Raw genomic sequence first — 22,158 nt, 5'->3', positions numbered from 1 at the left:
GTGGGGCCGGGCCGACGTCGGCGGTCAGGGTGTCGGGCCGCGCCCAACACCGTCAGCCCGCTTCGCACTGGAGTTCCCGTCAGGGCAGGTATCCAAGCAAGCGCCACCAGAAATAGTCCAGCGGCAGCAACACCAGCACCGTGATCGCCGCCAGCGCCAGGCACAGCCGCGTGCCGTAGCGCAGCCCCACGCCGCCCAGTTGCATCGCGATCACGATCGGCGGCGACTGGTAGGGGAAGAACACTGTGGAGAACACCGGCACCTGCAGCATCAGCACCGTTTCCAGCGGCAGGCCGGTGGCCGCGGCGAACTCCCGGGCCAGCGGTGACAGCACTGCAGGCAAGCCGGGCAGCGTGGTCATCAGCCCCAGGCTGGCACCGACCGCGCCCAGCGCGCCGACGTTGGCCGCGGTATGCCCCGGTGTCAGCTGCAGCCAGTGCAGCAGCGCCTGGCTGATCGCGGTGCCCAGTCCGGTCGATTCCACCACCGCCCCCAGCCCGAGGAAACCCGCCACATAGAGCAACGGCACCAGGTGGACCTGTTCGGTCAGCGCCCTGGACGACACCAGCCCCACGCCCGGCAGCAGGCAGATGATGCTGGCCGCCAGCGCGATCCACGCGGGCGAGATGCCGTGCAGCGCATCGGTGGCAAACCCCAGCACGGCGATGGCGAGGATCACCGCCAGCAGCCGCTCCTGCCGCGCCATCGGCGTGCGCGCGGCCGCGGCCTGCGGCGCCAGTGGCGCGTCGTGCGGGAACAGCCGGCACACCAGCCACACCAGCACCACGGTCTTGAGCAGGCCCAGGATCGGAAAGTGCAGCAGCAGGTAGCTGCCGTAGCTCAGGTTGATGCCGTACAGCGAACTGGCCGCTCCCAGCAGCACGCTGTTGGGAATGTTGGCGGGCAGGATCGTGGTCGGCGGCATATAGCTGGCGGCGGCCACCGTCAGCACGATGCCGATGCGCCCGTTGGAGCCGGGCGCCAGGCCCACGCGATCCGCCAGCGCCAGCACGATCGGGATCAGCAGCAAGACGCGTCCGGTGGTGGACGGCATCAGGAACGCCAGCCCCACGGTGCTGGCCGCCACCATCGCGATCAGCTGCGGATAGGTGCGCATGCGGTGCTTGAAGACGGCATCGGCCAGCCGTAGCGCCAGCCCGCTGTTGCGCAGCGCCACGCCGGTGACCGCGCCACCGAACATCAGCCACCACGCCGGCGAGGCAAACCCGGAGAACACCACCTTGGGCGGCGCGATGTGGAATACCACGGCGCACAGGAAGAACAGCAGCGTGGCGGTCGGCTCGGGCAAGGCGCCGACCGCCCAGCAGCATACGGTCGACAGCACCAGCGCCGCGGCCCAGACCAGCGCCGGGGGCGCGCCCACGGCCTGCCCGGTGATCCAGACCAGCGCGATGCACAGGCCGATGGCCAGCGCCGCCCTGGTGGACTGCTGCAGGCCTGGCTGCGAAATGGGAACAGCAGCGGGAGCAGGAGCGGGAGCAGCGGCCGGCGCCGCCGCCACGGTGGCCTGCGCGGTGTCGGGCGCGTGCAGGCCGAAGCGCGCCACGGCGCGGCGAACGAATGGGGGCATGGAGAAACGTCTCATCGGTGGCGCCGGTCCCGCGCTGCGCGCGCGTAGTGTGGGCAGGTGCCTGTTTTAGGGGGACCGGTAGGTGCCGGGCCTCTTCTGCCTGCATCGTAGGCTGGGCCCGATTGGCCGGGTTACACTTATCGGGCAACTTCTTGCGAATTTATGCCACGCGCCGCCCCAGCCTCTCCTGCGCTTCTCGCGACTGCCACGTCTGCCAAGCCTGCACGCCGGCGCCCGGTCTACTCGCCAGTGCCGCGCGCCCGGCCCAGCGCTGAGCAGCCGGTGATCGCGCACCTGCGCCGCCCGCCCCCCAACGCCGTGATCCATCCGCACCGCCACCCGTGGGGCCAGCTGTCGTTCCCTATCAGCGGCAGCCTGCGCATCACGGCGGCCGGCACCACCTGGCTGGTGCCGGCAATGCGCGCAGTCTGGATTCCGCCGGACGTGGAGCACGACACCGTGGTGCTGGGCGCGGTGCGCTTCTACGCCTGCTATATCGCGCCGCAGGCCTGCACGCTGTCGGCGAGTTCCTGCGTGGTGCTGGAGGTATCGCCGCTGCTGCGCGAACTGATGGAGGCACTGGCCCACGACGACACCCTGGGCGAGCGCCGCCGGCAGCTGTGCGCCAGCCTGCTGGTGGAAGAACTGGCAGCCGCGCGCACGCTTTCGCTCGGCCTGGCGCTGCCGTCAGACCGCCGCCTACAGGCGCTGTGCCACGCGCTGATGGAAGACCCCGGTTCGACGCTGACGCTGTCCGAATGGGCCGCGCGCACCGGCGCCAGCGAGCGCACGCTGGCGCGCCTGTTCGAAAGCGAGCTGAAGACAAGTTTCGGCCACTGGCGCCAGCAACTGCGGCTGGCGCATGCGGTCGACCTGATGTGCCGCGGCAAACCGCTGGCGCACGTGGCGGCCGAGACCGGCTATGCCCACGCCGGCGCGTTCTCGACCATGTTCCGGCGCGCGCTCGGGCAGACTCCGCGCGACTTCATGGCGCGCCGGCGCGCCGGCGCCGGCGACTGAACGCCGCGGCGTTCGGGCTGGGGGAGCGCCGCGGCGCTCAGGGTTTTACCGCCGCGGCCAGCACGGCCGGCATCGGCACCTCGAAGCCGCTGCCGCGCATATAGGCGGCGACCGTACCGCGCAGCACGGCGCGGATCTCGTCGCGGGCCTTCGGTGTCTGCGCGCGCAGCGTGGCCGCGGCGCGCACGGTGCCTTGCGCCAGCGCGTCAAACAGCTGGTCGGGCGTGGAGAAGCGCCACACCTGGTGCACATGCCGGCAGGTGGGCGAGACAAAGCCGGCCTTCTGCAGCGCGCTGCGGCATTCCCCCGGATCGCTGAACAGGAAGAAATTCGGGCCGGCCGGGATATCGACCTCCATCGAGCCATAGGCGCGGATCGCGGCATAGACGGCGCCGAAACCCACCGCCCGTTCGGGCGCGTCCCAGACCGTGAAGGCAATGTGCCCGCCCGGGCGCAGCACGCGGAAGGCTTCGTTCAGCGCGGCGTCGGGATCGGACAGGTGGCACATGCCGAAGCCGTTGACGACCACGTCGAAGCTGGCATCTTCAAACGGCAGCGCCTGCGCGTCGGCCTGTTCGTATTGCACATCGGGATAGAGCTTGCGGGCCAGCTGCACCTGCGCCAGCGAAAAGTCGATGCCGATGGCCTCGGTCCCGCGCCGCGCAGCCGCCGCGGCGACATGGCCGGAGCCGCTCGCCACGTCGAGCACGCGCTGGCCGCCGGCGGTATGGGCTTCGTCCAGCAAGGCCTCGATCGATTGCTTGGTTACGTGCGACAGGTGTTCCTGGTACTGGCTGACGACCTCCGGATCCTCCCAGCCAGCCAGTTCAAAGGCGCGAAACGAATCTTCGGTGTGATTCATGACCCCCTCCTCGGCATCGGTATCCAGGCTGCCGGTTGCCCGGGGGAACTGCGCAGGCGCGATGAAGCCGCGCCGCGCGACCCAGTCACGCGAAGTATAGACAGCGCCGGCTGCCCGCAGGGCCCGCTCGCTCAGGCAAAGCGCAGCGGCGCCACCGGCGCGAAATACACCACTCGCACGGCCACGGAAGCGACGATGAACCGCCAGCTGGGCGCCGGCTGCGGCAGCGCGGGCAGCGCCACGGCGGCGATCAGGCCTGCGGTGACCGCCACCATCACGGTCGAGAGCATCTTGTCGCCGCCGCCCTTGACCACCGCGTTCCATGCGGCATGCAGGAAGGCGGCAAGCAGGACGACGGCGAAGACGGTCAGGGACATGGAAGGGCGGCGCGGATCGGCTCGGGGAACGCGGTCACTCTGATGGCGCCACGCGCGTGCCCGCCGACCGCCACCCGCTTCGCTGCCCTACTTCGCCCCGCTCACCCGCCACACCATGTTGCCCACGTCGTCGGCCACCAGCAGCCCGCCGCGCGTGTCGATCGCCACGCCCACCGGCCGCCCGCGCGCCTTGCCAGTTTCGTCGAGAAAGCCGGTCAGCACGTCGAACGGCGCACCGTTGGGCCGACCCTGGCTGAACGGCACGAAGATGACCTTGTAGCCGGCCAATGGCCTGCGGTTCCACGAACCGTGCTGGCCGATGAACATGCCATCGCTGAAGCGCGCCGGCAGGCTGTTGCCGCTGGCGGCGGCCAGTCCCAGCGGCGCGGTATGGGAGCCAACCGCGTAGTCGGGCACGATGGCCCGCGCGACCAGCTCCGGCGCCGGCGGCTTGGCGCGCACGTCGACGTGCTGGCCGTAGTAGCTGTACGGCCAGCCGTAGAAGCCGCCGTCGCGCACCGAGGTGATGTAGTCCGGAACCAGGTCGCTGCCGATCTCGTCGCGCTCGTTGACGGCGGTCCACAGCACGCCGGTGGCCGGCTCCCACGCCATGCCGTTCGGGTTGCGCAGGCCGCTGGCGAAGATACGGTGCGTGCCGGTCTTCGGGTCGACCTCCCAGATGGCCGCGCGCCCGGCTTCCTTGTCCATGCCGTTCTCGCCCACATTGCTGTTGGAACCCACCGTCACATAGAGCTTGCTGCCGTCGCGGCTGGCGATGATGTTCTTGGTCCAGTGGTGGTTGAGCGGCCCGCCGGGCAAATCCACCACCTTCTGCGGCGCCGCGCTGATCTGGGTCTGGCCGGGCTGGTAGGGGAAGCGCAGCACCGCGTCGGTGGCGGCCACGTAGAAATCATTGCCGACCAGCACCATGCCGAACGGCGAGTTCAGGTCCTCCAGGAACACCGAGCGCTGGTCGGCCACACCATCGCCGTTGGCGTCGCGCAAGAGCGTGATGCGGTTGGCGCTGGGCGTGCCGGCGCCGGCGCGCGTCATCACCTTCTTCATGATCCAGCCCTTGATGCCCTTGCCATCGTCGGGCTTGGGCGGGGCATTGCTCTCCGCCACCAGCACGTCGCCGTTGGGCAGCACGTAGACCCAGCGCGGATGGTCGAGCCTGTCGGCAAAGGCCGTCACGGCCATGCCCTCGGCAGGCACCGGGCGCTGGCCCTCGGCCCAGCCGATGGCCGGTGCGATCTTGACGGTGGGGATGGCGGTCTTGTTCGGGGGCGGCAGCTGCGGGGTGGGACCGAAGCCGGCTTCGGAGGGCAGCTTGGCCGATTCGCCGCAGGCGGCCAGGGCTGTGACAGCAACCGCCAGCAGGGCGGCTCGCAACAGGGGCGGGCTCGATCGGGACGGGGTGGGCATCGGCATGGTCCGGGCTCCTCAGGCAAGGCATGGCCACGCCGGGTGCGCAGCCCGGCGCGCCTGCTCTTGGACTATAGGACGCAGGCCCGCCGGCCCTCTGTAGGGCGCCGGCGCAGCCGTCGTGTAGGACAAACACGCACAGGTGCGCCGCCAGCGCCGCGCCGCCGCCAGCCTCAGCCGCGGTGCGGCGTATCGAGCCCCTTGATCACGGCCGGACGCGTCACGAAGGCTTCCAGCGCGCGCGTGACGTGCGGGAAGTCCTGGATGCCGACAAGCTCGCCCGCCTCGTAGAAGCCGACCAGGTTGCGCACCCACGGGAAGGTGGCGATATCGGCAATGGTGTACGCGTCGCCCATGATCCACGCGCGGCCGTCCAGGCGCTGGTTCAGCACGTTCAGCAGGCGGCGGCTTTCGGCCACGTAGCGGTCGCGCGGGCGCTTGTCCTCGTAGTCCTTGCCGGCGAACTTGTTGAAGAAGCCCAGCTGCCCGAACATCGGCCCGATGCCGCCCATCTGGAACATCACCCACTGGATGGTCTCGTAGCGGCCCGCCGGGTCGGCCGGGATCAGCTTGCCGGACTTGTCGGCCAGGTACAGCAGGATCGCCCCCGATTCGAACAGCGCCAGCGGCTTGCCGCCGGGCCCGTCGGGATCAAGGATGGCCGGGATCTTGTTGTTCGGGTTCAGCGACAGGAATTCCGGCGACATCTGGTCATTGGTGTCGAAGCGCACCAGATGCGGCTCGTACGGCAGGCCGGTCTCTTCCAGCATGGTCGACACCTTGACGCCATTGGGCGTCGGCAGCGAGTAGAGCTGGATCCGGTCGGGATGCTGCGCCGGCCATTTGCGGGTAATCGGAAAGGCGGAAAGATCTGGCACGTGGCCTCCAGTTGCGCGATGGCCGCCGCGGGCGGGCCCACCGGTTTGCGGGAAAACCGGATGATAGCCCGGGTGCCGGAAGCGTGCCGAAGCCGCCGCGGGCGCCGTCGGCACGCCTCCCTCCCCTGCCTTGATATCGGGCGCTTCCCAGCGCATGGCGTCGCAAGCCCGCCATTGTCCGGAGTTTCGCCGAACTACGATTTTTTGGTTTTTGGCCCGCTCATATAGTCGCGTCTCCTTCTAGCAAGGAACCAGGCGATGACCGCAAGGTCGTCCCGCCAGGGCTTAACCAACCCCATTGATCTCTTTCGCAAACATGAACGCTAAGCTTTTCGCCGCCATCGCGGCGTTGACCGCCGCGGTCCCGCAATTCGCCAATGCGGCTGACGGCACCATTACCTTCAACGGCAAAATCACCCCGGTGAGCTGCACCATCTCGGGCAACGGCTCCACCTCGAAGGACTTCACCGTCGTGCTGCCCGACGTGTCGGTCTCGTCGCTGGACACCGCCGGCAGGACCGCCGGCCGCACCGGCTTTACCATCGGCCTCAGGTGCACCCCGGGCACGGGTCCGGTGCATACCTTCTTTGAAGCCGGACCGAACGTGGACACCACCACCGGCCATCTGAAGCTGAATGCGGGCGGCGCGACCAACGTGCAGATCGGCCTGCGGAACGGCATCGACGCCTCGGAAATCCGCCTGGACGCCCCCGATGCCGCGCAGAACTCCAAGGCCGTGACGCTGGTCGACGGCAACGGCACGCTGAGCTACTACGCCGAGTACGTCGCCACCGGCGCAGCCACCCCGGGCGTGGCTGAAGCCAGCGTGCTCGCCACCATCGCCTACGAGTAAGCCGGCCACTGCGCCGCCACGCCGGGACGGGCCCACGCGCGTCCCGTTTGCCTTGCCTCGACTCACAGAAACATGATCTCCATTCCCCTGCGGCCGATGCTTGCGGCCGTGTTCTCGATCGGCATGGCCTTCTGCGCCGCCGTGCACGCATCGGTCGTGATCGGCGGCACGCGCGTCATCTACGATGCGCGGGACACCGAAGTCACGATCAAGCTGACCAACGAGGGCAAGAACCCGGCGCTGACGCAGGTATGGCTCGATACCGGCAACCCGAATGACGATCCCTCGCTGATCAGCACGCCATTCGACATCGTGCCGCCGCTGGCACGGATCGACGCCGGCCGGGCGCAGACGCTGCGCATCATCCATACCGGCGCAGCGATGCCGGAGGGCAATGAATCGCTGTTCTGGCTGAACGTGCTGGAAGTCCCGCCCAAGCCCAAGTCCGCGGGCGGCACCGACAACTTGCTGCAGCTCGCATTCCGGTCCCGCATCAAGCTGTTCTACCGCCCGCGCGGACTGGCGGGCGCGCCGGCGGACGCGCCGGCGCAAGTCCGCGGGCGCCTGGCCACCGCTGACGGCAAGCCCGTCATCGAGGCGCATAACCCCACGCCCTACCACGTCTCGTTCACGGTGCTGGACCTGCTGGACGGCAAGGCCGCCGGAAACACCCCAGCGGCACCGATCACCGCCGGCATGGTGGCCCCGGGCGAAGCGCGCCGCTTCCCGCTGCCAGCGGGCATGCAGGTCACGGCGGGCGCGCAGATGCGCTACCGCGCGATCAACGACTACGGCGGCGACGTGGAAGGACAGGCCAGCGTGGAAGCCGCTGGCGAGCCCGGCTCGCCAGCCCCCTCGCCGGCTCCAGCCCCGAAGCAAGAGGCGGGGGCAGCGCGGGAGCCGTAGCAGCACTGCCCTGATTCGGGCGCGGCCGCGGTGCCGCATCGCCGGCGCCTCCTTTGCGAGGCCGCCGGCACCTACCCGGAGCGCCCGCGCGCAGACGCCGGCGCCCTGACAACGAGGCGCTGGGGTTCGTTCTACCTGTCCGGCTCGACCCAGAACTACTGGAACCGCAAAGGCTCCGATACGCAGTTCGTGCTCGGCTACAACAACAGCTTCGGACGCATCAACCTGGGCGTGACCGCATCGCGCCAGTTCAATGTCAGCAGCGCGCGCTGGGAAAACCGCGTGATGCTCAACCTCGGCGTGCCGCTTGGCAAAGGCGCGCATGCACCGTACTCGATGACCAGCGCGCAGACCGACTTCCACGGCGCCACCAGCCTGCAGGAATCGGTCACCGGCTCACTGGGCGTGGACAATGCCTTCACCTACGGCCTGAATGCCGGCTACAACAATGACCGCCAGGGCGAGTCCGCCAGCGTTGGCGCCAGCGCCGGCTACGTGGCCCCGTTCGCGACGCTAACCGGCAGCGCCAGCACCAGCCGCAACTACACGCAGGCCAGCGCCGGCATCTCCGGCGGCATCGTGGCCTATCCCGGCGGTGTCGCCTTTACCCCGACCCACAGCGATACCGTGGCTGTGATCGAGGCCGACAATGCCACCGGCGCGCGCGTGGTCAACAACAACGGCGCGCGCGTCGACCCCTGGGGCCATGCGATGGTGTCCGGCCTGATGCCGTTTGCCCGCAATGAAATCGAGATCGATCCGCGCGGCCTGCCGCTGGACGTTGAATTCAAATCGACTACACAGGCCGTGGTGCCGACCGCCGGCGCGGTCGTGGTGGCGCGCTTCGACACCACCAGCGCCGGGCGTGCCGCCGTGCTGCGCGCACTGACGCGCGACGGCAGGCGGCTGCCGTTCGGCAGCGATGTGCTGGACAGCGAGGGCAACACCGTCGGCACCGTCGGTCAGGGCGGCCGCATCGTCGCCCAGGGACTGAAGGCGGACAGCGGCGAACTGGTAGTGCGCTGGGGCGAAGTGCCCTCGGCCCAATGCCGCTTCCACTATGATCTACCCGAGGCGAAGCTGCAGCGCGGCAAGCCGCTGCCGCAGATCGACGTGTGGTGCCAGGATCCGGTGGTCAAGGCAGGACGGGACCAGCGCTAGCAGCGCCACCCCCAATGGAAAAGGCCCCGCCTCTGCGAAGAGGCGGGGCCTTTCCAATGCCGGCCACCGCATCGCGGCGCCGGCCCGGCAGTGCGACAGTCCTTAAACCGTCACGCCATCAGCCACTTCCTTGAAGTCCTCGATCTGGTCGAAGTTCATGTACTTGTAGATCTTGTCGCCGTTGGCGGTGAGCACGCCCATGTCGGCCATGTACTCGTCCTTGGTCGGGATGCGGCCCAGGCGCGAGCAGATCGCCGCCAGTTCGGCGGAACCTAGGTACACGTTGGTGTTCTTGCCCAGGCGGTTCGGGAAGTTACGGGTGCTGGTCGACATCACCGTGGCGCCTTCGCGCACCTGTGCCTGGTTGCCCATGCACAGCGAGCAGCCCGGCATCTCGGTGCGGGCACCGGCGGTGCCGAACACGCCGTAGTGGCCTTCCTCGGTCAGTTGCTTCTGGTCCATCTTGGTCGGCGGAGCGACCCACAGCTTGACCGGGATGTCGCGCTTGCCTTCCAGCAGCTTGGAGGCTGCGCGGAAGTGGCCGATGTTGGTCATGCACGAACCGATGAACACTTCGTCGATCTTGGCGCCGGCCACGTCCGACAGGGTCTTCACGTCGTCCGGGTCGTTCGGGCAGGCTACGATCGGCTCGTGCACGTCGGCCAGGTCGATCTCGATCACGGCGGCGTACTCGGCGTCGGCGTCCGGCTCCAGCAGCTCCGGCTTGGCCAGCCACGCTTCCATGGCCTTGATACGGCGCTGCAGGCTGCGCGGGTCTTGATAGCCCTGGGCGATCATCCACTTCAGCAGCGTGATGTTGCTGTTGATGTATTCGATGATCGGGTCCTTGTTCAGGCGCACCGTGCAACCGGCGGCCGAACGCTCTGCCGACGCGTCCGACAGTTCAAACGCTTGCTCGACCTTCAGGTCGGGCAGGCCTTCGATTTCCAGGATGCGGCCCGAGAAGATGTTCTGCTTGCCTTGCTTGGCCACGGTCAGCAGGCCTTGCTTGATCGCGTACAGCGGGATCGCGTTGACCAGGTCGCGCAGGGTCACGCCCGGCTGCATCTGGCCCTTGAAGCGGACCAGCACCGATTCCGGCATGTCCAGCGGCATCACGCCGGTGGCGGCGGCAAAGGCCACCAGGCCCGAACCTGCCGGGAAGCTGATGCCGATCGGGAAGCGGGTGTGCGAGTCGCCGCCGGTGCCGACGGTGTCGGGCAGCAGCATGCGGTTCAGCCACGAGTGGATCACGCCATCGCCCGGGCGCAGCGAGATGCCGCCGCGGGTGCTGATGAACTCAGGCAGGGTGTGGTGGGTCTTGACGTCGACCGGCTTCGGGTAAGCGGCGGTGTGGCAGAACGACTGCATCACCAGGTCGGCCGAGAAGCCCAGGCAAGCCAGGTCCTTCAGCTCGTCACGGGTCATCGGGCCGGTGGTGTCCTGCGAGCCCACCGAGGTCATCTTCGGTTCGCAGTAGGTGCCCGGGCGGATGCCCGTGCCTTCGGCCAGGCCGCAGGCGCGGCCAACCATCTTCTGTGCCAGCGTGTAGCCCTTGCCGGTATCGGCCGGGTTCTGCGGCAGGCGGAACAGCGTCGACGGGGCCAGGCCCAGCGCCTCGCGCGCCTTGGCGGTCAGGCCACGGCCAACGATCAGCGGAATACGGCCGCCGGCGCGGACTTCATCGAACAGCACGTCGGACTTGACCTTGAACTCGGCGATCACTTCGCCGTTCTTCAGGGCCTTGCCGTCGTAGGGGCGCAGCTCGACCACGTCGCCCATTTCCATCTTCGACACGTCCAGCTCGATCGGCAGCGCGCCGGCGTCTTCCATGGTGTTGTAGAAGATCGGGGCGATCTTGTTGCCCAGGCACACGCCGCCGAAGCGCTTGTTCGGGATGAACGGGATGTCTTCGCCGGTGAACCACAGCACCGAGTTGGTGGCGGACTTGCGGCTGGAGCCGGTACCGACCACGTCGCCCACGTAGGCAACCAGGTGACCCTTTTCCTTCAGCGATTCAATGAACTTGACCGGGCCGCGCTTGCCGTCTTCTTCCGGCTGGAAGGCAGCGCCGTCGCGCTTGTTCTTCAGCATGGCCAGCGCGTGCATCGGGATGTCCGGGCGGGTGGTGGCGTCCGGGGCCGGCGACAGGTCGTCGGTGTTGGTTTCGCCCGGCACCTTGAACACGGTGATGGTCAGGCTTTGCGGCACTTCCGGGCGGCTGGTGAACCACTCGGCGTCGGCCCAGCTTTGCAGCACGGACTTGGCGTTGGCGTTGCCCTTGTCGGCCTTTTCCTTCACGTCGTGGAAGGCGTCGAACATCAGCAGGGTCTTCTTCAGCGCGTCGGCGGCGACGGTGCCGACTTCGGCGTCGTCCAGCAGCTCGATCAGCGGCGAGATGTTGTAGCCACCCAGCATGGTACCCAGCAGCTCGGTCGCCTTGGCGCGGGTGATCAGGGCGCACTTTTCCTTGCCCAGGGCGACGGCGGCCAGGTACGACGCCTTGACCTTGGCGGCGTCGTCCACGCCGGCGGGAACGCGGTGGGCGATCAGTTCGACCAGGGTCTGCTCTTCACCGGCGGGCGGGTTCTTCAGCAGTTCGATCAGCTCGGCCGTCTGCTTGGCGGTCAGGGGCAGAGGGGGGATGCCAAGCGCGGCGCGCTCGGCCACATGTGCGCGATAGTTTTCAAGCATGGGAACCTGCTGAGTAATTAGGTTTAGAAAGTCTCGTTACGTCGCGATTGTAGTCCGAAGCCGACCTAAGGTCAAATGTCTTATATCTTATATAAGAGTGAAAATCAGAAAAGCGCGACAGATCAACGGTTTGCATCGCAGAAGTCATGCAAGACCACATAAAAGCCTACCCGAGTAGCCTAGTAGGGAATGCCGGCGGGCATCACGATCCCGCTGCAAGGATAGGCCTCAACATCAGGCCCCGAAAATCCCCGAATCGCCCGGAAAGCTACGCCAGCACTCAAGTTCGCCCCGCGCGAAGCGTTAACCAGCCTGCAGGCGCGCACCACGAAGCGCCCGCTGGCGTAGCCATGCCCGCCCCCTTTCCGCTCAAACGGCCAAGCTGAAAGGGTTTCCCCCTTTTTTTCGGCCCTTTGCTGGCCTGCGATTCCGGAAGAATGGCAGGCATTCCGACACAGGCTTCTCATGGCGAACACGGCTTCCCCTTCCCGGACTGGCAGCAACTCAGGCAAGCGCGGTCGGCTGCTGCTGATCGGCGGCGGCGTGCTTGTCGTGGCACTGGGCGCCGGAGGATTCGTGCTTGGCAGCGTGCTGAGCAACCGCCAGCCGGCCGCAGCCGCAGCGCCGGCCGCCCCGGTGATCCCGCCGCCGATCTTCGTGCCGCTGGATGCATTCACCGTCAACCTCAAAAGCGAGGACGGCGACCGCTTCCTGCACACCGGCCTGTCGCTGAAGGTGGCCGATACCGAGACCCAGGCCCGCCTGGCCCAGTACCTGCCCGAGGCCCGCAGCCGCATCCTGCTGCTGCTGTCCGCCAGGCAGCCGGCCGAGCTGGCCACGCTCGAAGGCAAGCGCAAGCTCGCCGCCGATATCCGCGACACCATCAGCAAGCCATTCGCCAACGGCCTGCCGGCCCAGCGCGTGCTGGATGTGTTGTTCACCTCTTTCGTGGTGCAGTAAGCGCAAGCCAGGGCAGCACCGGTTTCATCCATAACGCCGCACAAGGGGCAGGACACTAGATGGCCTACGACAAGTTCCTCTCGCAAGACGAGGTCGACGAGCTGCTCAAGGGCGTATCCGGCGAGGCCGATACACCCAAGGCCAGCGAGCCTGCGCTCGATGACAGCGGGGTGCGCCCCTACAACCTGGCGACGCAGGAACGCATCATCCGCGGCCGCCTGCATACGCTGGAAATCATCAACGAGCGCTTTGCGCGCTCGATGCGCACGGCGCTGTTCAATTTCATCCGCCGCGGCGCGGACATCACCGTGGGCAGCATCAGGATCGAGAAGTTCGGCGACTTCGCGCGCAACCTGCCGATGCCGACCAACCTGAACCTGGTCCACCTGAAGCCGCTGCGCGGCACGGCGCTGTTCGTGTACGACCCGAACCTGGTGTTCCTGGTCGTGGACAACCTGTTCGGCGGCGATGGCCGCTTCCACACCCGCGTGGAAGGCCGCGACTTCACCCAGACCGAGCAGCGCATCATCCAGCGCATGCTGGAGCTGACGCTGACCAGCTACGGCAACGCCTGGCGCACCGTGCACCCGATCGAGACCGAGTACATCCGCTCGGAGATGCATCCCAAGTTTGCCAACGTCGCCACGCACAACGAGGCCGTGGTGACTACCGCCTTCCATATCGAACTGGGCGCCGTCGGCGGGCAGCTTCATGTCTGCCTGCCCTACGCGATGATCGAGCCGCTCAAAGACCTGCTGATGAATCCGCTGCAGGACGAGAAGGAAGTCGACAAGGGCTGGGTCGACCAGCTCTCCACGCAGTTGCGCGCCGCCGAAGTGGAACTGGTGGCCGAGTTCGCCCACCTGCAGAGCACCGTGGCTGAAGTGCTGGCGATGCGCGCCGGCGACGTGCTGCCGATCGAGCTGCCGGAGAAGGTCTTCGGCAAGGTGGATGGCGTGCCCGTGATGCAATGCGGCTTCGGCACCATGAATGGCCAGTACGCGCTGCGGGTAGAACGAATGATCAATCACCAGGACAGCGATTCCCACCTGGACATTAAGGACACCGATTATGAGTGACGGCATCGAGGACAAGCCGGTCGATCCGATGGACGACTGGGCCAGCGCGCTGGCCGAACAGACCAGCGCCACAACTGCCGAGGTGCCCGCAGCAGCCGCACCCGCTGCCGCGCCCGCGGCCACCCCGGCCGCCGCCACCGTCTTCCAGCCCCTGGCTAAGGAAGCGCCGAGCGGCTTCCACAACGATATCGAGATGATCCTCGATATCCCGGTGCAACTGACGGTGGAACTGGGCCGCACCAAGGTGCCCATCAAGAACCTGCTGCAACTGGCGCAGGGTTCGGTGGTGGAACTGGACGGGCTGGCCGGCGAGCCGATGGACGTGCTGGTCAACGGCTACCTGATCGCTCAGGGCGAGGTGGTGGTGGTGAACGACAAGTTCGGCATCCGCCTGACGGACATCATCACGCCGTCCGAACGCATCCGCAAGCTGAACAAATGACCGTCCTGAAGCGCCCCGTGCGCGGCGCCGCCCTGACTGTCCGTCAGCGTGCGGCATGCGCGAGCCTGGCCGTGCCTGCGGCCTTGCCTGCCGCCGCCACGGCCGCCCCGGCCTCGGAAAGCACCCACGCGCCGGCGGTCAGCGGCGCGGCCAGCCTGGCGCAGGCCGGGCTGGGGCTGTTTGCCGTGATCGCCCTGATCCTCGGCATGGCGTGGGTGGCCCGGCGTGCCGGGCTGGTGCGCCAGGCCACCGGCGGCGTGATGAAGGTGGTCGGCAGCACCATGCTCGGCGCGCGCCAGCGGCTGGTGCTGGTGGAGGTGGGCGATACCTGGCTGGTACTGGGCGTGAGCCCGGGCGAAATCCGACCACTGCACAGCATGCCGGCCGGCAGCACCGGCGCCAACACGATCACCGCACCCGGCGCCACGGTAGCGTCGCAACAGCCGACCGGCGGCAGCTTTTCCGAAAGGTTGCTGCGCTCGATGCAAAACCAGTTCAAGTCATGAATTTCCCGCGTGCCGCGCTGCGGCGCCGCTCCCGGCCCGTGCGCGCAGCCGTGGCCGCGCGCTGTCTCCCGATGCTGTCCCTGCTGGCGCTGATGCTGGCCACCGCCGTGCTGGCTTTCGCTCCGCTGCCGGCCTGGGCGCAGTCCCTGCCGGGCGTGATCAGCAAGCCCGCGCCGGGCGGCGGCCAGATCTGGTCGTTGCCGATACAGACGCTGGTGCTGCTGACCTCGCTGTCGTTCCTGCCGGCGGCGATGCTGATGATGACCGGCTTCACCCGCATCATCATCGTGCTGGGCCTGCTGCGCAGCGCGCTGGGCACGGCCACCTCGCCGCCCAACCAGGTGCTGGTGGGCCTGTCGCTGTTCCTGACCTTCTTCGTGATGGCACCAGTGCTGGACCGCGTCTACAACGACGCCTACAGGCCGCTGTCGGAGAACAAGATCAGCCTGGAGGCGGCAGCCGCCAAGGCCGCCGAGCCGCTCAAGGCCTTCATGCTGCGCCAGACCCGCGAGAAGGACCTGGCGATGTTCGCGCAGATGGCCAAGGCGCCCGAGATGCAGGGCCCGGAAGAAGTCCCCCTCAGTATCCTGGTGCCGGCCTTCGTCACCAGCGAACTGAAGACCGCGTTCCAGATCGGCTTCACCATCTTTATCCCGTTCCTGATCATCGACCTGGTGGTTGCCAGCGTGCTGATGGCGATGGGCATGATGATGGTGCCGCCGGCCACCATCTCGCTGCCGTTCAAGCTGATGCTGTTCGTGCTGGTGGATGGCTGGCAGCTGCTGCTGGGATCGCTGGCGCAGAGCTTCATGAACTGAGAGGCGCCCCGCCTCACCTCTCCAGAACCCGAGCCATGACCCCGGAAACCGTAATGACCATCGCCACCCAGGCGATGAAGATGACGCTGCTGCTGGCCGCCCCGCTGCTGCTGGTGGCACTGGCCGCCGGCCTGGTGGTGAGCCTGTTCCAGGCCGCGACCCAGATCAACGAAATGACGCTGACCTTCATCCCCAAGCTGATCGCGCTGTTCGTCACCATGGTGCTGGCCGGCCCGTGGATGATCAACACCATGGTCGACTATATGCGCGAGGTGTTCCAGAGCATTCCCGCGCTGGCGCACTGACGCCCGCCGCGCGCCTTTCCATTTCCGGCTCCCCGACTGCCCGCCGTGATCGAAGTCACCTCAGCCCAGCTCTACAGCTGGCTCGCGGCGTTCCTGTGGCCATTCTTCCGCATCCTGGCGCTGGTCGGCACCGCACCGCTGTTCGGTGAATCCACCATCCCGCGGCGCGCCAAGATCGCGCTGTCCGCCATGATCGCGATGGTGGTGTCCCCCACCATCGCGCAGGTGCCGGTGGTGTCGGTGTACTCCTATGGCGGGCTGGTGGTCATCCTCAATGAGGTCGGCATCGGCCTGGCCACGGGCTTTGTCATGCGGCTGGTCTTTGCCACCGTGCAGCAGGCCGGCGAGATCATCGGCCTGCAGATGGGCCTGTCGTTCGCCTCGTTCTTCGATCGCGCCGCCGGCGGCCAGACCATGGTGCTGTCGCGCTTCCTGAACATCATCGCGATGCTGCTGTTCCTGTCGCTGGACGGCCACCTGCTGATGCTGGGCGCGTTGGTCGACAGCTTCAATGGCTTGCCAATCGGCGGCACGCCGCTGTCCGCCGGCGGCGCCATGGCCGTGGCCCGCGCCGGCGGCATGGTGTTCGCCTCCGGGCTGCTGCTGGCGCTGCCGATGATCGCCGCGCTGCTGACGCTGAACCTGGCGATGGGCATCCTGAACCGTGCCTCGCCGCAACTGTCGATCTTCGCGGTGGGCTTCCCGGTGACGCTGTCCGGCGGCCTGCTGGTGCTGATGCTGGTGATGCCGCAGATGGGCACCTATATGCAGCATATGATCGAAGCCGGGCTTGAGGCGGTGACTACGGTGCTTGGGCAGTTTGCGCGCTGAAGGCGGGTGGCTACGGTCATTCGACCGGTTGCCTCTGGCACATGTATCAGGAACGGAACCGAAGGCTCCGTTTCACCGGTATGCCGAACTACGGGTTCGCAAAATCGTAGAGAAAACAAGCCCAATGGCGCCGGTGGCATATTTTTTGCGCATCGGCTCCCGCGACGCCCTCGCGAGCCAGACCTGCCCGACAGGAGGGTAATTTGAAGGGTAGCGGGGATGGGAAGCTTGCGCCTTACGCCAGGATTTCCTCTTTCTCAGAGTCGCATCCAAATACATGTTTCGAATCCGGGGCACTTCCGCCAGGAGCCGGCGATGTCCAAGAGATTCCTATTGTTGCTTGCATGTGCATTCATCCTTGGTAGCTGCGGCGGCGGTGACGATGACGGCGGCAACGGCGGCCAGGCCAGCGCGCCTGCACAAACGCTGGCCGTGCCCCTCCCCACGGCCATGGCAAGCCTGGCGGCCAATGGCCTGACCGCCGATTTCTCGATTTCCGGCACGGCAGAGAATGTGCCGGTAACAGGCTCCGGCGCCCTGCAAGCCACGCCTTTCGTTGCCGCCATGCTGAATGGCGCCACCGTGCTCAAGACCACCGAGACCGTCACCGGCACACTCATGGCGAACGGGAACTCCACGCCGTTCTCGGGGACCAGGACCATCTTCCGCAACGCATCCACCTATGTCCTGGTCGCGATCGATGAGGGAACTGCCTTTGCGGTGTTTGCAGACTACACATTCCCGCTCACCGTCAAGGCGGGCGACTCGGGACCGTTGGCAACGGCCACGATTTTCTCGGACAGCACGCAGGCCACGAAGCTGGGTTCGCTCACCCAGTCATATGCCGTGATTGCCGATACCGGGAGCAGCCTCCTTGTGACCTTCCTCGACAAGGCGTTCGATAACGGCAATGCCAGGGTTGGGGAGGAGGAAACAACGTTCCGCATCGACACAAGCGGAAACATCAGCTTCGTCTCGTCCAAGTCCACTGCATTCAATGCAAGCGGACAAGCGCTGGGCACGCTGATCTTCCAATAGAGCAGCCGGCTTCAACGCCCCTGCGCAGGAAGGTTCCGGGCCGGATGTCCTGCCAGGGGCGCTGACGACAATCCCCCCCTCACCCCTTCACGCACACCACCTGCCTGAGCGTGTGCACGACCTCCACCAGGTCTGACTGCGCCGCCATCACCGCGTCGATGTCCTTGTAGGCCATCGGGATCTCGTCGATCACGGCGGCGTCCTTGCGGCATTCCACGCCTTCGGTCGCATGCACCTGGTCGGCCACGGTAAAGCGGCGCTTGGCCTCGCTGCGGCTCATGGTGCGGCCGGCGCCGTGGCTGCACGAGCAGAACGACTCCGGGTTGCCCTTGCCCCGCACGATAAACGAGCGCGCGCCCATCGACCCCGGGATGATGCCCAGTTCGCCCTTGCGCGCACTGACCGCGCCCTTGCGCGTCACCAGCACGTCCTTGCCGAAATGATGTTCCTTCTGCACGTAGTTGTGATGGCAGTTGACCGCCTCCAGCTCCGCCTGGAACGGCTTGCGCAGCACGCGCTGCGCCGCGGCCAGCACGGCCTCCATCATCAGCTCGCGGTTGCGGCGCGCGTACGCCTGGGCCCACGACACCGCGAACACGTAGTCCTCATAGTGCATGGAGCCCTCCACCAGGTAGGCCAGGTCGCGGTCCGGCAGGTTGGCCAGGTGGTGGCGCATATCCTGCTGCGCCAGCGAGATAAAGGTGGTGCCGATGGCATTGCCCACACCGCGCGAGCCGGAATGCAGCATGAACCAGACCGACTGCGCCTCGTCCAGGCAGACCTCGATAAAGTGGTTGCCGGTCCCGAGGGTGCCGAGATGGTTGCGGTGGTTGGTGCGCGCCAGGTGCGGGTATTTGTCGGTAATGCGCCGGAAGCCGCCCGCCATCTCGGCCCATGCCGCGTCGACCTGTGCCGGGATCGCCCCCCAGGCGCCCTGGTCGCGCCGCCCGCCCTGCGCGCTGCGGCCGTGCGGCACGGCGTGCTCGATTGCGCTGCGCAGCGGGCCGAGGTTGTCGGGCAGGTCGCCGGCGGTGAGCGACGTCTTCACGGCCATCATGCCGCAGCCGATATCGACGCCCACCGCCGCCGGGATCACCGCGCCCACGGTGGGAATCACCGAGCCGATGGTCGACCCCTTGCCCAGGTGTACATCCGGCATCACCGCGAGGTGGCGGAAGATAAACGGCATCCGCGCGGTATTGACCAGTTGCGCGCGGGCAGCGTCCTCCAGCGGGACGCCCCGCGTCCACAGCTTGACCGGCTTGCCGGCGCCGGTGTCGAGTACGTCGTAGTGGTGCTTGGCCGTCATGGTCGCCCCTGGCCTTGTCGTCGCGGATGCAGGTTAGACGGCCAGGGCCGGCCCGGGATTCCCCGGCCGGATGCCCGGATGCCCGGATGTCTTATGCCAGCAAGAAGCTGGCAAAGGCGCCCAGGTCGACATTGCCCCCGGACACGATGATGCCCACGCGCTTGCCCTTCACATCGAGCTTGCCATGCAGCACCGCGGCGGCAGCCAGGCAGCCAGTGGGCTCGGCCACGATCTTCATGCGGCCGGCGAAGAACTTCATGGTTTCGACCAGCTCCGCATCCGACACCGTGACGATATCCGTCACCAGTTCGCGGATCACCGCAAAGGTGTGCTGGCCCAGGAACGGCGTCTGCGCGCCGTCGGCAATGGTGCGGGGCGTGTCGATGCGGACGATCTCGCCGCTGCGCAGGCTTTGCTGGCCGTCGTTGCCTGCCTCGGGCTCCACCCCGTAGACCGCGCAGCCGGGCGACATGGCCTGTGCGGCCACGGCGCAGCCTGACAGCAGCCCGCCGCCGCCCAGGCACACCACCAGCATGTCCAGCGGCCCGGTTTCCTCCAGTAGCTCCTTGGCCGCCGTGCCCTGCCCGGCCATCACGTGCGGATGGTCGTACGGCGGGATCAGCGTCATGCCGCGCTCGGCGGCGATGCGCCGTCCCAACGCCTCGCGGTCGTCCTGGTAGCGGTCATACAGCACCACCTCGGCGCCGTAGCCGCGCGTGGCTTCGATCTTGATCGCGGGTGCGTCCTGCGGCATCACGATCACCGCCTGTACGCCCAGCAGCCGCGCCGACAGCGCGATCGCCTGTGCATGGTTGCCTGACGAGAACGCCAGCACGCCACCCGCCTTTTGCTGCGGCGTGAACTGCGCGATGGCGTTGTAGGCGCCGCGAAACTTGAAGGCCCCGATGCGCTGGAAGTTCTCGCACTTGAAGAACAGCTGCGCCCCGGTGGCCGCGTCGGCGGTCGAGGAAGTCAGCACCGGGGTGCGGTGGGCCGCTGCGCGGATGCGTTCGTGGGCGGCGGCTACGTCGTCGAAGGAAATAGGCAGGGCGGTCATGGCAGTGGCGTTGGCAGGGAAGCGGGGACAGGCCAGTTTACCTGTCCCGCGCCCGGCGCGCAGCCACCCAACACTAGGCCGCGGCCAGCTTTCCGGCCGTGCGGACCGGTGCACCCCCTGCCACCATTGCCGGGCGGGCTGCGCCGTTCTCGCCTGGCAGGCGGAAGAACGCCACCACTTCACTCAGCTCGCGCCCCTGCTCTTCCAGCGCACGCGACGCCATCGCGGCCTCGTTCACCAGCGAGGCGTTCTGCTGCGTAACCTCGTCGATCTGCACGATGGCCTGGTTGACCTGCTCGATGCCGCGGCTCTGCTCGGCCGACGCCGTGGCGATCTCTTCGACGATGCCGGTCACGCGCGCCACCGCCTGCGTCACCTCGGCCATGGTCTGCCCCGCTTCGCTCGCCAGCGCCGAGCCGTCCTGCACCTGGCGCCCGGAGGCTTCGATCAGCTCCTTGATCTCCTTGGCCGCGCTGGACGAACGTTGCGCCAACCCGCGCACCTCGCTGGCCACCACCGCAAAGCCGCGCCCCTGCTCGCCGGCGCGCGCCGCCTCGACCGCCGCGTTCAGCGCCAGGATATTGGTCTGGAAGGCAATGCCCTCGATGATGCCGGTAATGTCGGCGATCTTGGACGAACTGGCGCTGATGTCCTGCATGGTGCCCACCACGCGCTGCACCGTGGTGCTGCCGCGTTGCGCCACGTCGGCCGCGGTGCGCGCCAGCTCGCTGGCCTGGCGCGCGTTCTCGGTGTTCTGGCGCACGGTCTCGGTCAGTTCTTCCATGCTGGCCGCGGTTTGTTCCAGCGACGCCGCCTGCTCCTCGGTGCGGCTGCTCAGATCAGCATTGCCGCGCGCGATCTCGCTGGTGCTCAGGGCGATGTTGCCGCTGCTGGCGCGCACCTGCGTGACGGTGGCGGTGAGCCGCTCGTTCATCTCACGCAGCGCCCCCAGCAGGCGGCCGGTCTCGTCATGCCGGTCCACTTCGATGCGCGCGCCCAGGTCGCCGCCGGCCACGGTATCGGCCACCTCCACGGCCCGCTGGATCGGCCGCGTGATCGCACGTGTGATCAGCACCCCGCCGGCCGCCGCCACCACCGCGGCCACCAGGGAAACCAGGATCAGCAGGTTGCGCTGTTGCTGGTAGTCCGCCTCCAGCTTCTTCTCCATCTCCTTCTGCCGCGCCTTGGTGAAGTCGGCATAGGCGTCGGTCGCCTTGATCAGCGCGGCCAGCAGCGGGCGGCACTGCTTGTCGATGCGGGACACGGCTTCCTCGAGCTTGCGCTCCACCGCCAGGCCGACGATGCCGGTGGCCACCGGGCCGTATTCCGCCTCAATCTTCGCCACCGCTTCCACCAGCTTGCGTGCCTCTTCGCCGACGCCGGGCTGGCGCACCATTTCATTGAGCCGCGCCAGCCGAGTCTGCACATCCTGGTGCGCGCTCAGGGCCTCGGCCTTCTCGCGCTCGAGTTCGGCCGCATCGGTCACCAGCACCAGGTTGCGCGCCGCGATCGCGCGCCGGTCCACGGCGCTGCGCACCTGCGCGGCCATATCCGCGCGTGCGTTCAGCCCGTTGAGATAGTCGTTGAAACCGTCGGTGGCATCGCCCAGCGCATGCAGCGAATACCCCGACACCACCAGCACCACACCCGCCAGCGTCCCGAACCCGGCCAGCATCCGCGTGCGAATAGACAGACTCTTGAAATCCATGATCCCTCCCCCTTGCCGTCCGGTCGGACGTTTGCGCATGACTGCTTGAAATTACCCGCTGCATGCCTAATCGCGGCCTGCCACACTGCGCGCCCGTTCCCTGCTGGTCGGCTCGGCGTCCGCGCTTCCGGCAGGGGTGCGTTGCCCCCGCGACTTGCGCGTATCCGTGCTCTGTGTTGCGGTGGCTAACGGCCTCGCTGCGGTGAACTGTTCCCCACGAGAGGGGGGACATAGGTAGACAAAGCCGGTGGGGGGGCGAGGATGAGTGCGGTAGCGGTCACAGCCCCATGACCAGTGCGATCGCCATGGCCATCGCACCGGCCACCCCCACAAGGGGG

The 22,158-nt window shown here is 67.6% G+C and carries 21 protein-coding genes; 12 read left to right on the top strand and 9 right to left on the bottom strand.

Annotation, left to right across the window (positions count from 1 at the left end):
* Positions 1-79: 79 nt before the first annotated feature.
* The gene (locus AC10V3_RS23840) at positions 80-1,591 is read right to left on the bottom strand and encodes an SLC13 family permease (RefSeq protein ID WP_022537875.1); all 1,512 of its coding nucleotides are present in this window, start codon (positions 1,589-1,591) and stop codon (positions 80-82) included.
* 282 nt (positions 1,592-1,873) lie between these two features.
* On the opposite strand from AC10V3_RS23840, the gene AC10V3_RS23835 reads away from it, so the two are divergent.
* Complete coding sequence (locus AC10V3_RS23835; RefSeq protein WP_022537874.1) at positions 1,874-2,611, top strand: AraC family transcriptional regulator; 738 nt, start codon at positions 1,874-1,876, stop codon at positions 2,609-2,611.
* A 37-nt stretch (positions 2,612-2,648) separates the two neighbouring features.
* On the opposite strand, the gene AC10V3_RS23830 is transcribed toward AC10V3_RS23835, so the two are convergent.
* The 4 genes from AC10V3_RS23830 to AC10V3_RS23815 all read right to left on the bottom strand — a co-directional run bounded on the left by AC10V3_RS23830 (position 2,649) and on the right by AC10V3_RS23815 (position 6,153).
* A complete protein-coding gene (locus AC10V3_RS23830; RefSeq protein WP_022537873.1) occupies positions 2,649-3,473 on the bottom strand; it encodes a class I SAM-dependent methyltransferase in 825 nt (274 codons plus the stop codon).
* Between the two features lie 131 nt (positions 3,474-3,604).
* The gene (locus AC10V3_RS23825; RefSeq protein WP_454752739.1) at positions 3,605-3,850 is read right to left on the bottom strand and encodes a hypothetical protein; all 246 of its coding nucleotides are present in this window, start codon (positions 3,848-3,850) and stop codon (positions 3,605-3,607) included.
* Between the two features lie 87 nt (positions 3,851-3,937).
* Positions 3,938-5,281, bottom strand: coding sequence for a PQQ-dependent sugar dehydrogenase (locus AC10V3_RS23820; RefSeq protein ID WP_454752738.1), 1,344 nt, complete (start codon positions 5,279-5,281; stop codon positions 3,938-3,940).
* A gap of 167 nt (positions 5,282-5,448) precedes the next feature.
* Complete coding sequence (locus AC10V3_RS23815; protein WP_041681955.1) at positions 5,449-6,153, bottom strand: glutathione S-transferase N-terminal domain-containing protein; 705 nt, start codon at positions 6,151-6,153, stop codon at positions 5,449-5,451.
* 316 nt (positions 6,154-6,469) lie between these two features.
* Between AC10V3_RS23815 and AC10V3_RS23810 the strand changes: the two genes are divergently transcribed.
* The 3 genes from AC10V3_RS23810 to AC10V3_RS23800 all read left to right on the top strand — a co-directional run bounded on the left by AC10V3_RS23810 (position 6,470) and on the right by AC10V3_RS23800 (position 9,073).
* Entirely contained in the window at positions 6,470-7,006 is a 537-nt protein-coding gene (locus AC10V3_RS23810) for a fimbrial protein (protein ID WP_454752737.1), read from the top strand.
* A gap of 72 nt (positions 7,007-7,078) precedes the next feature.
* Positions 7,079-7,912 carry a fimbria/pilus periplasmic chaperone gene (locus AC10V3_RS23805; RefSeq protein ID WP_022537868.1) on the top strand — a complete coding sequence of 278 codons (834 nt, stop codon included), beginning with the start codon at positions 7,079-7,081 and terminating at the stop codon, positions 7,910-7,912.
* A gap of 30 nt (positions 7,913-7,942) precedes the next feature.
* Positions 7,943-9,073, top strand: coding sequence for a fimbria/pilus outer membrane usher protein (locus tag AC10V3_RS23800; protein ID WP_454752736.1), 1,131 nt, complete (start codon positions 7,943-7,945; stop codon positions 9,071-9,073).
* A gap of 102 nt (positions 9,074-9,175) precedes the next feature.
* Here AC10V3_RS23800 and acnB read toward each other — a convergent pair whose 3' ends face one another.
* A complete protein-coding gene (gene acnB / locus AC10V3_RS23795) occupies positions 9,176-11,767 on the bottom strand; it encodes a bifunctional aconitate hydratase 2/2-methylisocitrate dehydratase (protein WP_022537866.1) in 2,592 nt (863 codons plus the stop codon).
* A 465-nt stretch (positions 11,768-12,232) separates the two neighbouring features.
* Between acnB and fliL the strand changes: the two genes are divergently transcribed.
* The 8 genes from fliL to AC10V3_RS23755 all read left to right on the top strand — a co-directional run bounded on the left by fliL (position 12,233) and on the right by AC10V3_RS23755 (position 17,746).
* Entirely contained in the window at positions 12,233-12,727 is a 495-nt protein-coding gene (gene fliL, locus AC10V3_RS23790; protein ID WP_022537865.1) for a flagellar basal body-associated protein FliL, read from the top strand.
* 59 nt (positions 12,728-12,786) lie between these two features.
* Entirely contained in the window at positions 12,787-13,806 is a 1,020-nt protein-coding gene (gene fliM / locus AC10V3_RS23785; protein ID WP_022537864.1) for a flagellar motor switch protein FliM, read from the top strand.
* Positions 13,799-14,248, top strand: coding sequence for a flagellar motor switch protein FliN (gene fliN, locus AC10V3_RS23780; RefSeq protein WP_022537863.1), 450 nt, complete (start codon positions 13,799-13,801; stop codon positions 14,246-14,248). Before fliM ends, fliN begins: the two co-directional genes overlap by 8 nt.
* Complete coding sequence (fliO, locus tag AC10V3_RS23775) at positions 14,245-14,754, top strand: flagellar biosynthetic protein FliO (protein ID WP_454752735.1); 510 nt, start codon at positions 14,245-14,247, stop codon at positions 14,752-14,754. Before fliN ends, fliO begins: the two co-directional genes overlap by 4 nt.
* Positions 14,751-15,572: a flagellar type III secretion system pore protein FliP gene (gene fliP, locus AC10V3_RS23770; protein WP_454752734.1), complete on the top strand. Its 822-nt coding sequence runs from the start codon at positions 14,751-14,753 to the stop codon at positions 15,570-15,572. The genes fliO and fliP overlap by 4 nt, the downstream gene beginning before the upstream one ends.
* Before the next feature lie 35 nt (positions 15,573-15,607).
* A complete protein-coding gene (fliQ, locus tag AC10V3_RS23765) occupies positions 15,608-15,877 on the top strand; it encodes a flagellar biosynthesis protein FliQ (RefSeq protein ID WP_022537860.1) in 270 nt (89 codons plus the stop codon).
* Between the two features lie 45 nt (positions 15,878-15,922).
* The gene (fliR, locus tag AC10V3_RS23760) at positions 15,923-16,708 is read left to right on the top strand and encodes a flagellar biosynthetic protein FliR (RefSeq protein WP_022537859.1); all 786 of its coding nucleotides are present in this window, start codon (positions 15,923-15,925) and stop codon (positions 16,706-16,708) included.
* A gap of 315 nt (positions 16,709-17,023) precedes the next feature.
* The gene (locus AC10V3_RS23755) at positions 17,024-17,746 is read left to right on the top strand and encodes a hypothetical protein (RefSeq protein WP_454752733.1); all 723 of its coding nucleotides are present in this window, start codon (positions 17,024-17,026) and stop codon (positions 17,744-17,746) included.
* Positions 17,747-17,825: 79 nt separating this feature from the next.
* Here the strand turns inward: AC10V3_RS23755 and AC10V3_RS23750 are convergent, their stop codons facing one another.
* From AC10V3_RS23750 to AC10V3_RS23740, 3 genes are all read right to left on the bottom strand, one after another.
* A complete protein-coding gene (locus tag AC10V3_RS23750) occupies positions 17,826-19,055 on the bottom strand; it encodes an RtcB family protein (protein WP_490924083.1) in 1,230 nt (409 codons plus the stop codon).
* Between the two features lie 91 nt (positions 19,056-19,146).
* Entirely contained in the window at positions 19,147-20,112 is a 966-nt protein-coding gene (locus AC10V3_RS23745) for a threo-3-hydroxy-L-aspartate ammonia-lyase (RefSeq protein ID WP_022537856.1), read from the bottom strand.
* Positions 20,113-20,185: 73 nt separating this feature from the next.
* Entirely contained in the window at positions 20,186-21,820 is a 1,635-nt protein-coding gene (locus AC10V3_RS23740; protein WP_490924082.1) for a methyl-accepting chemotaxis protein, read from the bottom strand.
* Positions 21,821-22,158: the final 338 nt, after the last annotated feature.

It is taken from the genome of Cupriavidus sp. PB-02, assembly GCF_058252315.1.
Note: the sequence above shows the minus strand (reverse complement) of the source record. Positions and strands in the feature narration are given on the sequence as shown.

Excerpts from the sequence above, each read along its gene's own strand:
- fliN (WP_022537863.1), top strand. The coding sequence starts at position 13,799 with ATGAGTGACGGCATCGAGGACAAGCCGGTCGATCCGATGGACGACTGG.
- AC10V3_RS23825 (WP_454752739.1), bottom strand. The coding sequence starts at position 3,850 with ATGTCCCTGACCGTCTTCGCCGTCGTCCTGCTTGCCGCCTTCCTGCAT.
- fliO (WP_454752735.1), top strand. The coding sequence starts at position 14,245 with ATGACCGTCCTGAAGCGCCCCGTGCGCGGCGCCGCCCTGACTGTCCGT.
- AC10V3_RS23740 (WP_490924082.1), bottom strand. The coding sequence starts at position 21,820 with ATGGATTTCAAGAGTCTGTCTATTCGCACGCGGATGCTGGCCGGGTTC.
- fliM (WP_022537864.1), top strand. The coding sequence starts at position 12,787 with ATGGCCTACGACAAGTTCCTCTCGCAAGACGAGGTCGACGAGCTGCTC.
- AC10V3_RS23805 (WP_022537868.1), top strand. The coding sequence starts at position 7,079 with ATGATCTCCATTCCCCTGCGGCCGATGCTTGCGGCCGTGTTCTCGATC.
- AC10V3_RS23750 (WP_490924083.1), bottom strand. The coding sequence starts at position 19,055 with ATGACGGCCAAGCACCACTACGACGTACTCGACACCGGCGCCGGCAAG.
- fliP (WP_454752734.1), top strand. The coding sequence starts at position 14,751 with ATGAATTTCCCGCGTGCCGCGCTGCGGCGCCGCTCCCGGCCCGTGCGC.
- AC10V3_RS23830 (WP_022537873.1), bottom strand. The coding sequence starts at position 3,473 with ATGAATCACACCGAAGATTCGTTTCGCGCCTTTGAACTGGCTGGCTGG.
- fliQ (WP_022537860.1), top strand. The coding sequence starts at position 15,608 with ATGACCCCGGAAACCGTAATGACCATCGCCACCCAGGCGATGAAGATG.
- AC10V3_RS23820 (WP_454752738.1), bottom strand. The coding sequence starts at position 5,281 with ATGCCGATGCCCACCCCGTCCCGATCGAGCCCGCCCCTGTTGCGAGCC.
- fliL (WP_022537865.1), top strand. The coding sequence starts at position 12,233 with ATGGCGAACACGGCTTCCCCTTCCCGGACTGGCAGCAACTCAGGCAAG.
- AC10V3_RS23810 (WP_454752737.1), top strand. The coding sequence starts at position 6,470 with ATGAACGCTAAGCTTTTCGCCGCCATCGCGGCGTTGACCGCCGCGGTC.
- AC10V3_RS23745 (WP_022537856.1), bottom strand. The coding sequence starts at position 20,112 with ATGACCGCCCTGCCTATTTCCTTCGACGACGTAGCCGCCGCCCACGAA.
- AC10V3_RS23755 (WP_454752733.1), top strand. The coding sequence starts at position 17,024 with ATGTCCAAGAGATTCCTATTGTTGCTTGCATGTGCATTCATCCTTGGT.
- acnB (WP_022537866.1), bottom strand. The coding sequence starts at position 11,767 with ATGCTTGAAAACTATCGCGCACATGTGGCCGAGCGCGCCGCGCTTGGC.
- AC10V3_RS23840 (WP_022537875.1), bottom strand. The coding sequence starts at position 1,591 with ATGCCCCCATTCGTTCGCCGCGCCGTGGCGCGCTTCGGCCTGCACGCG.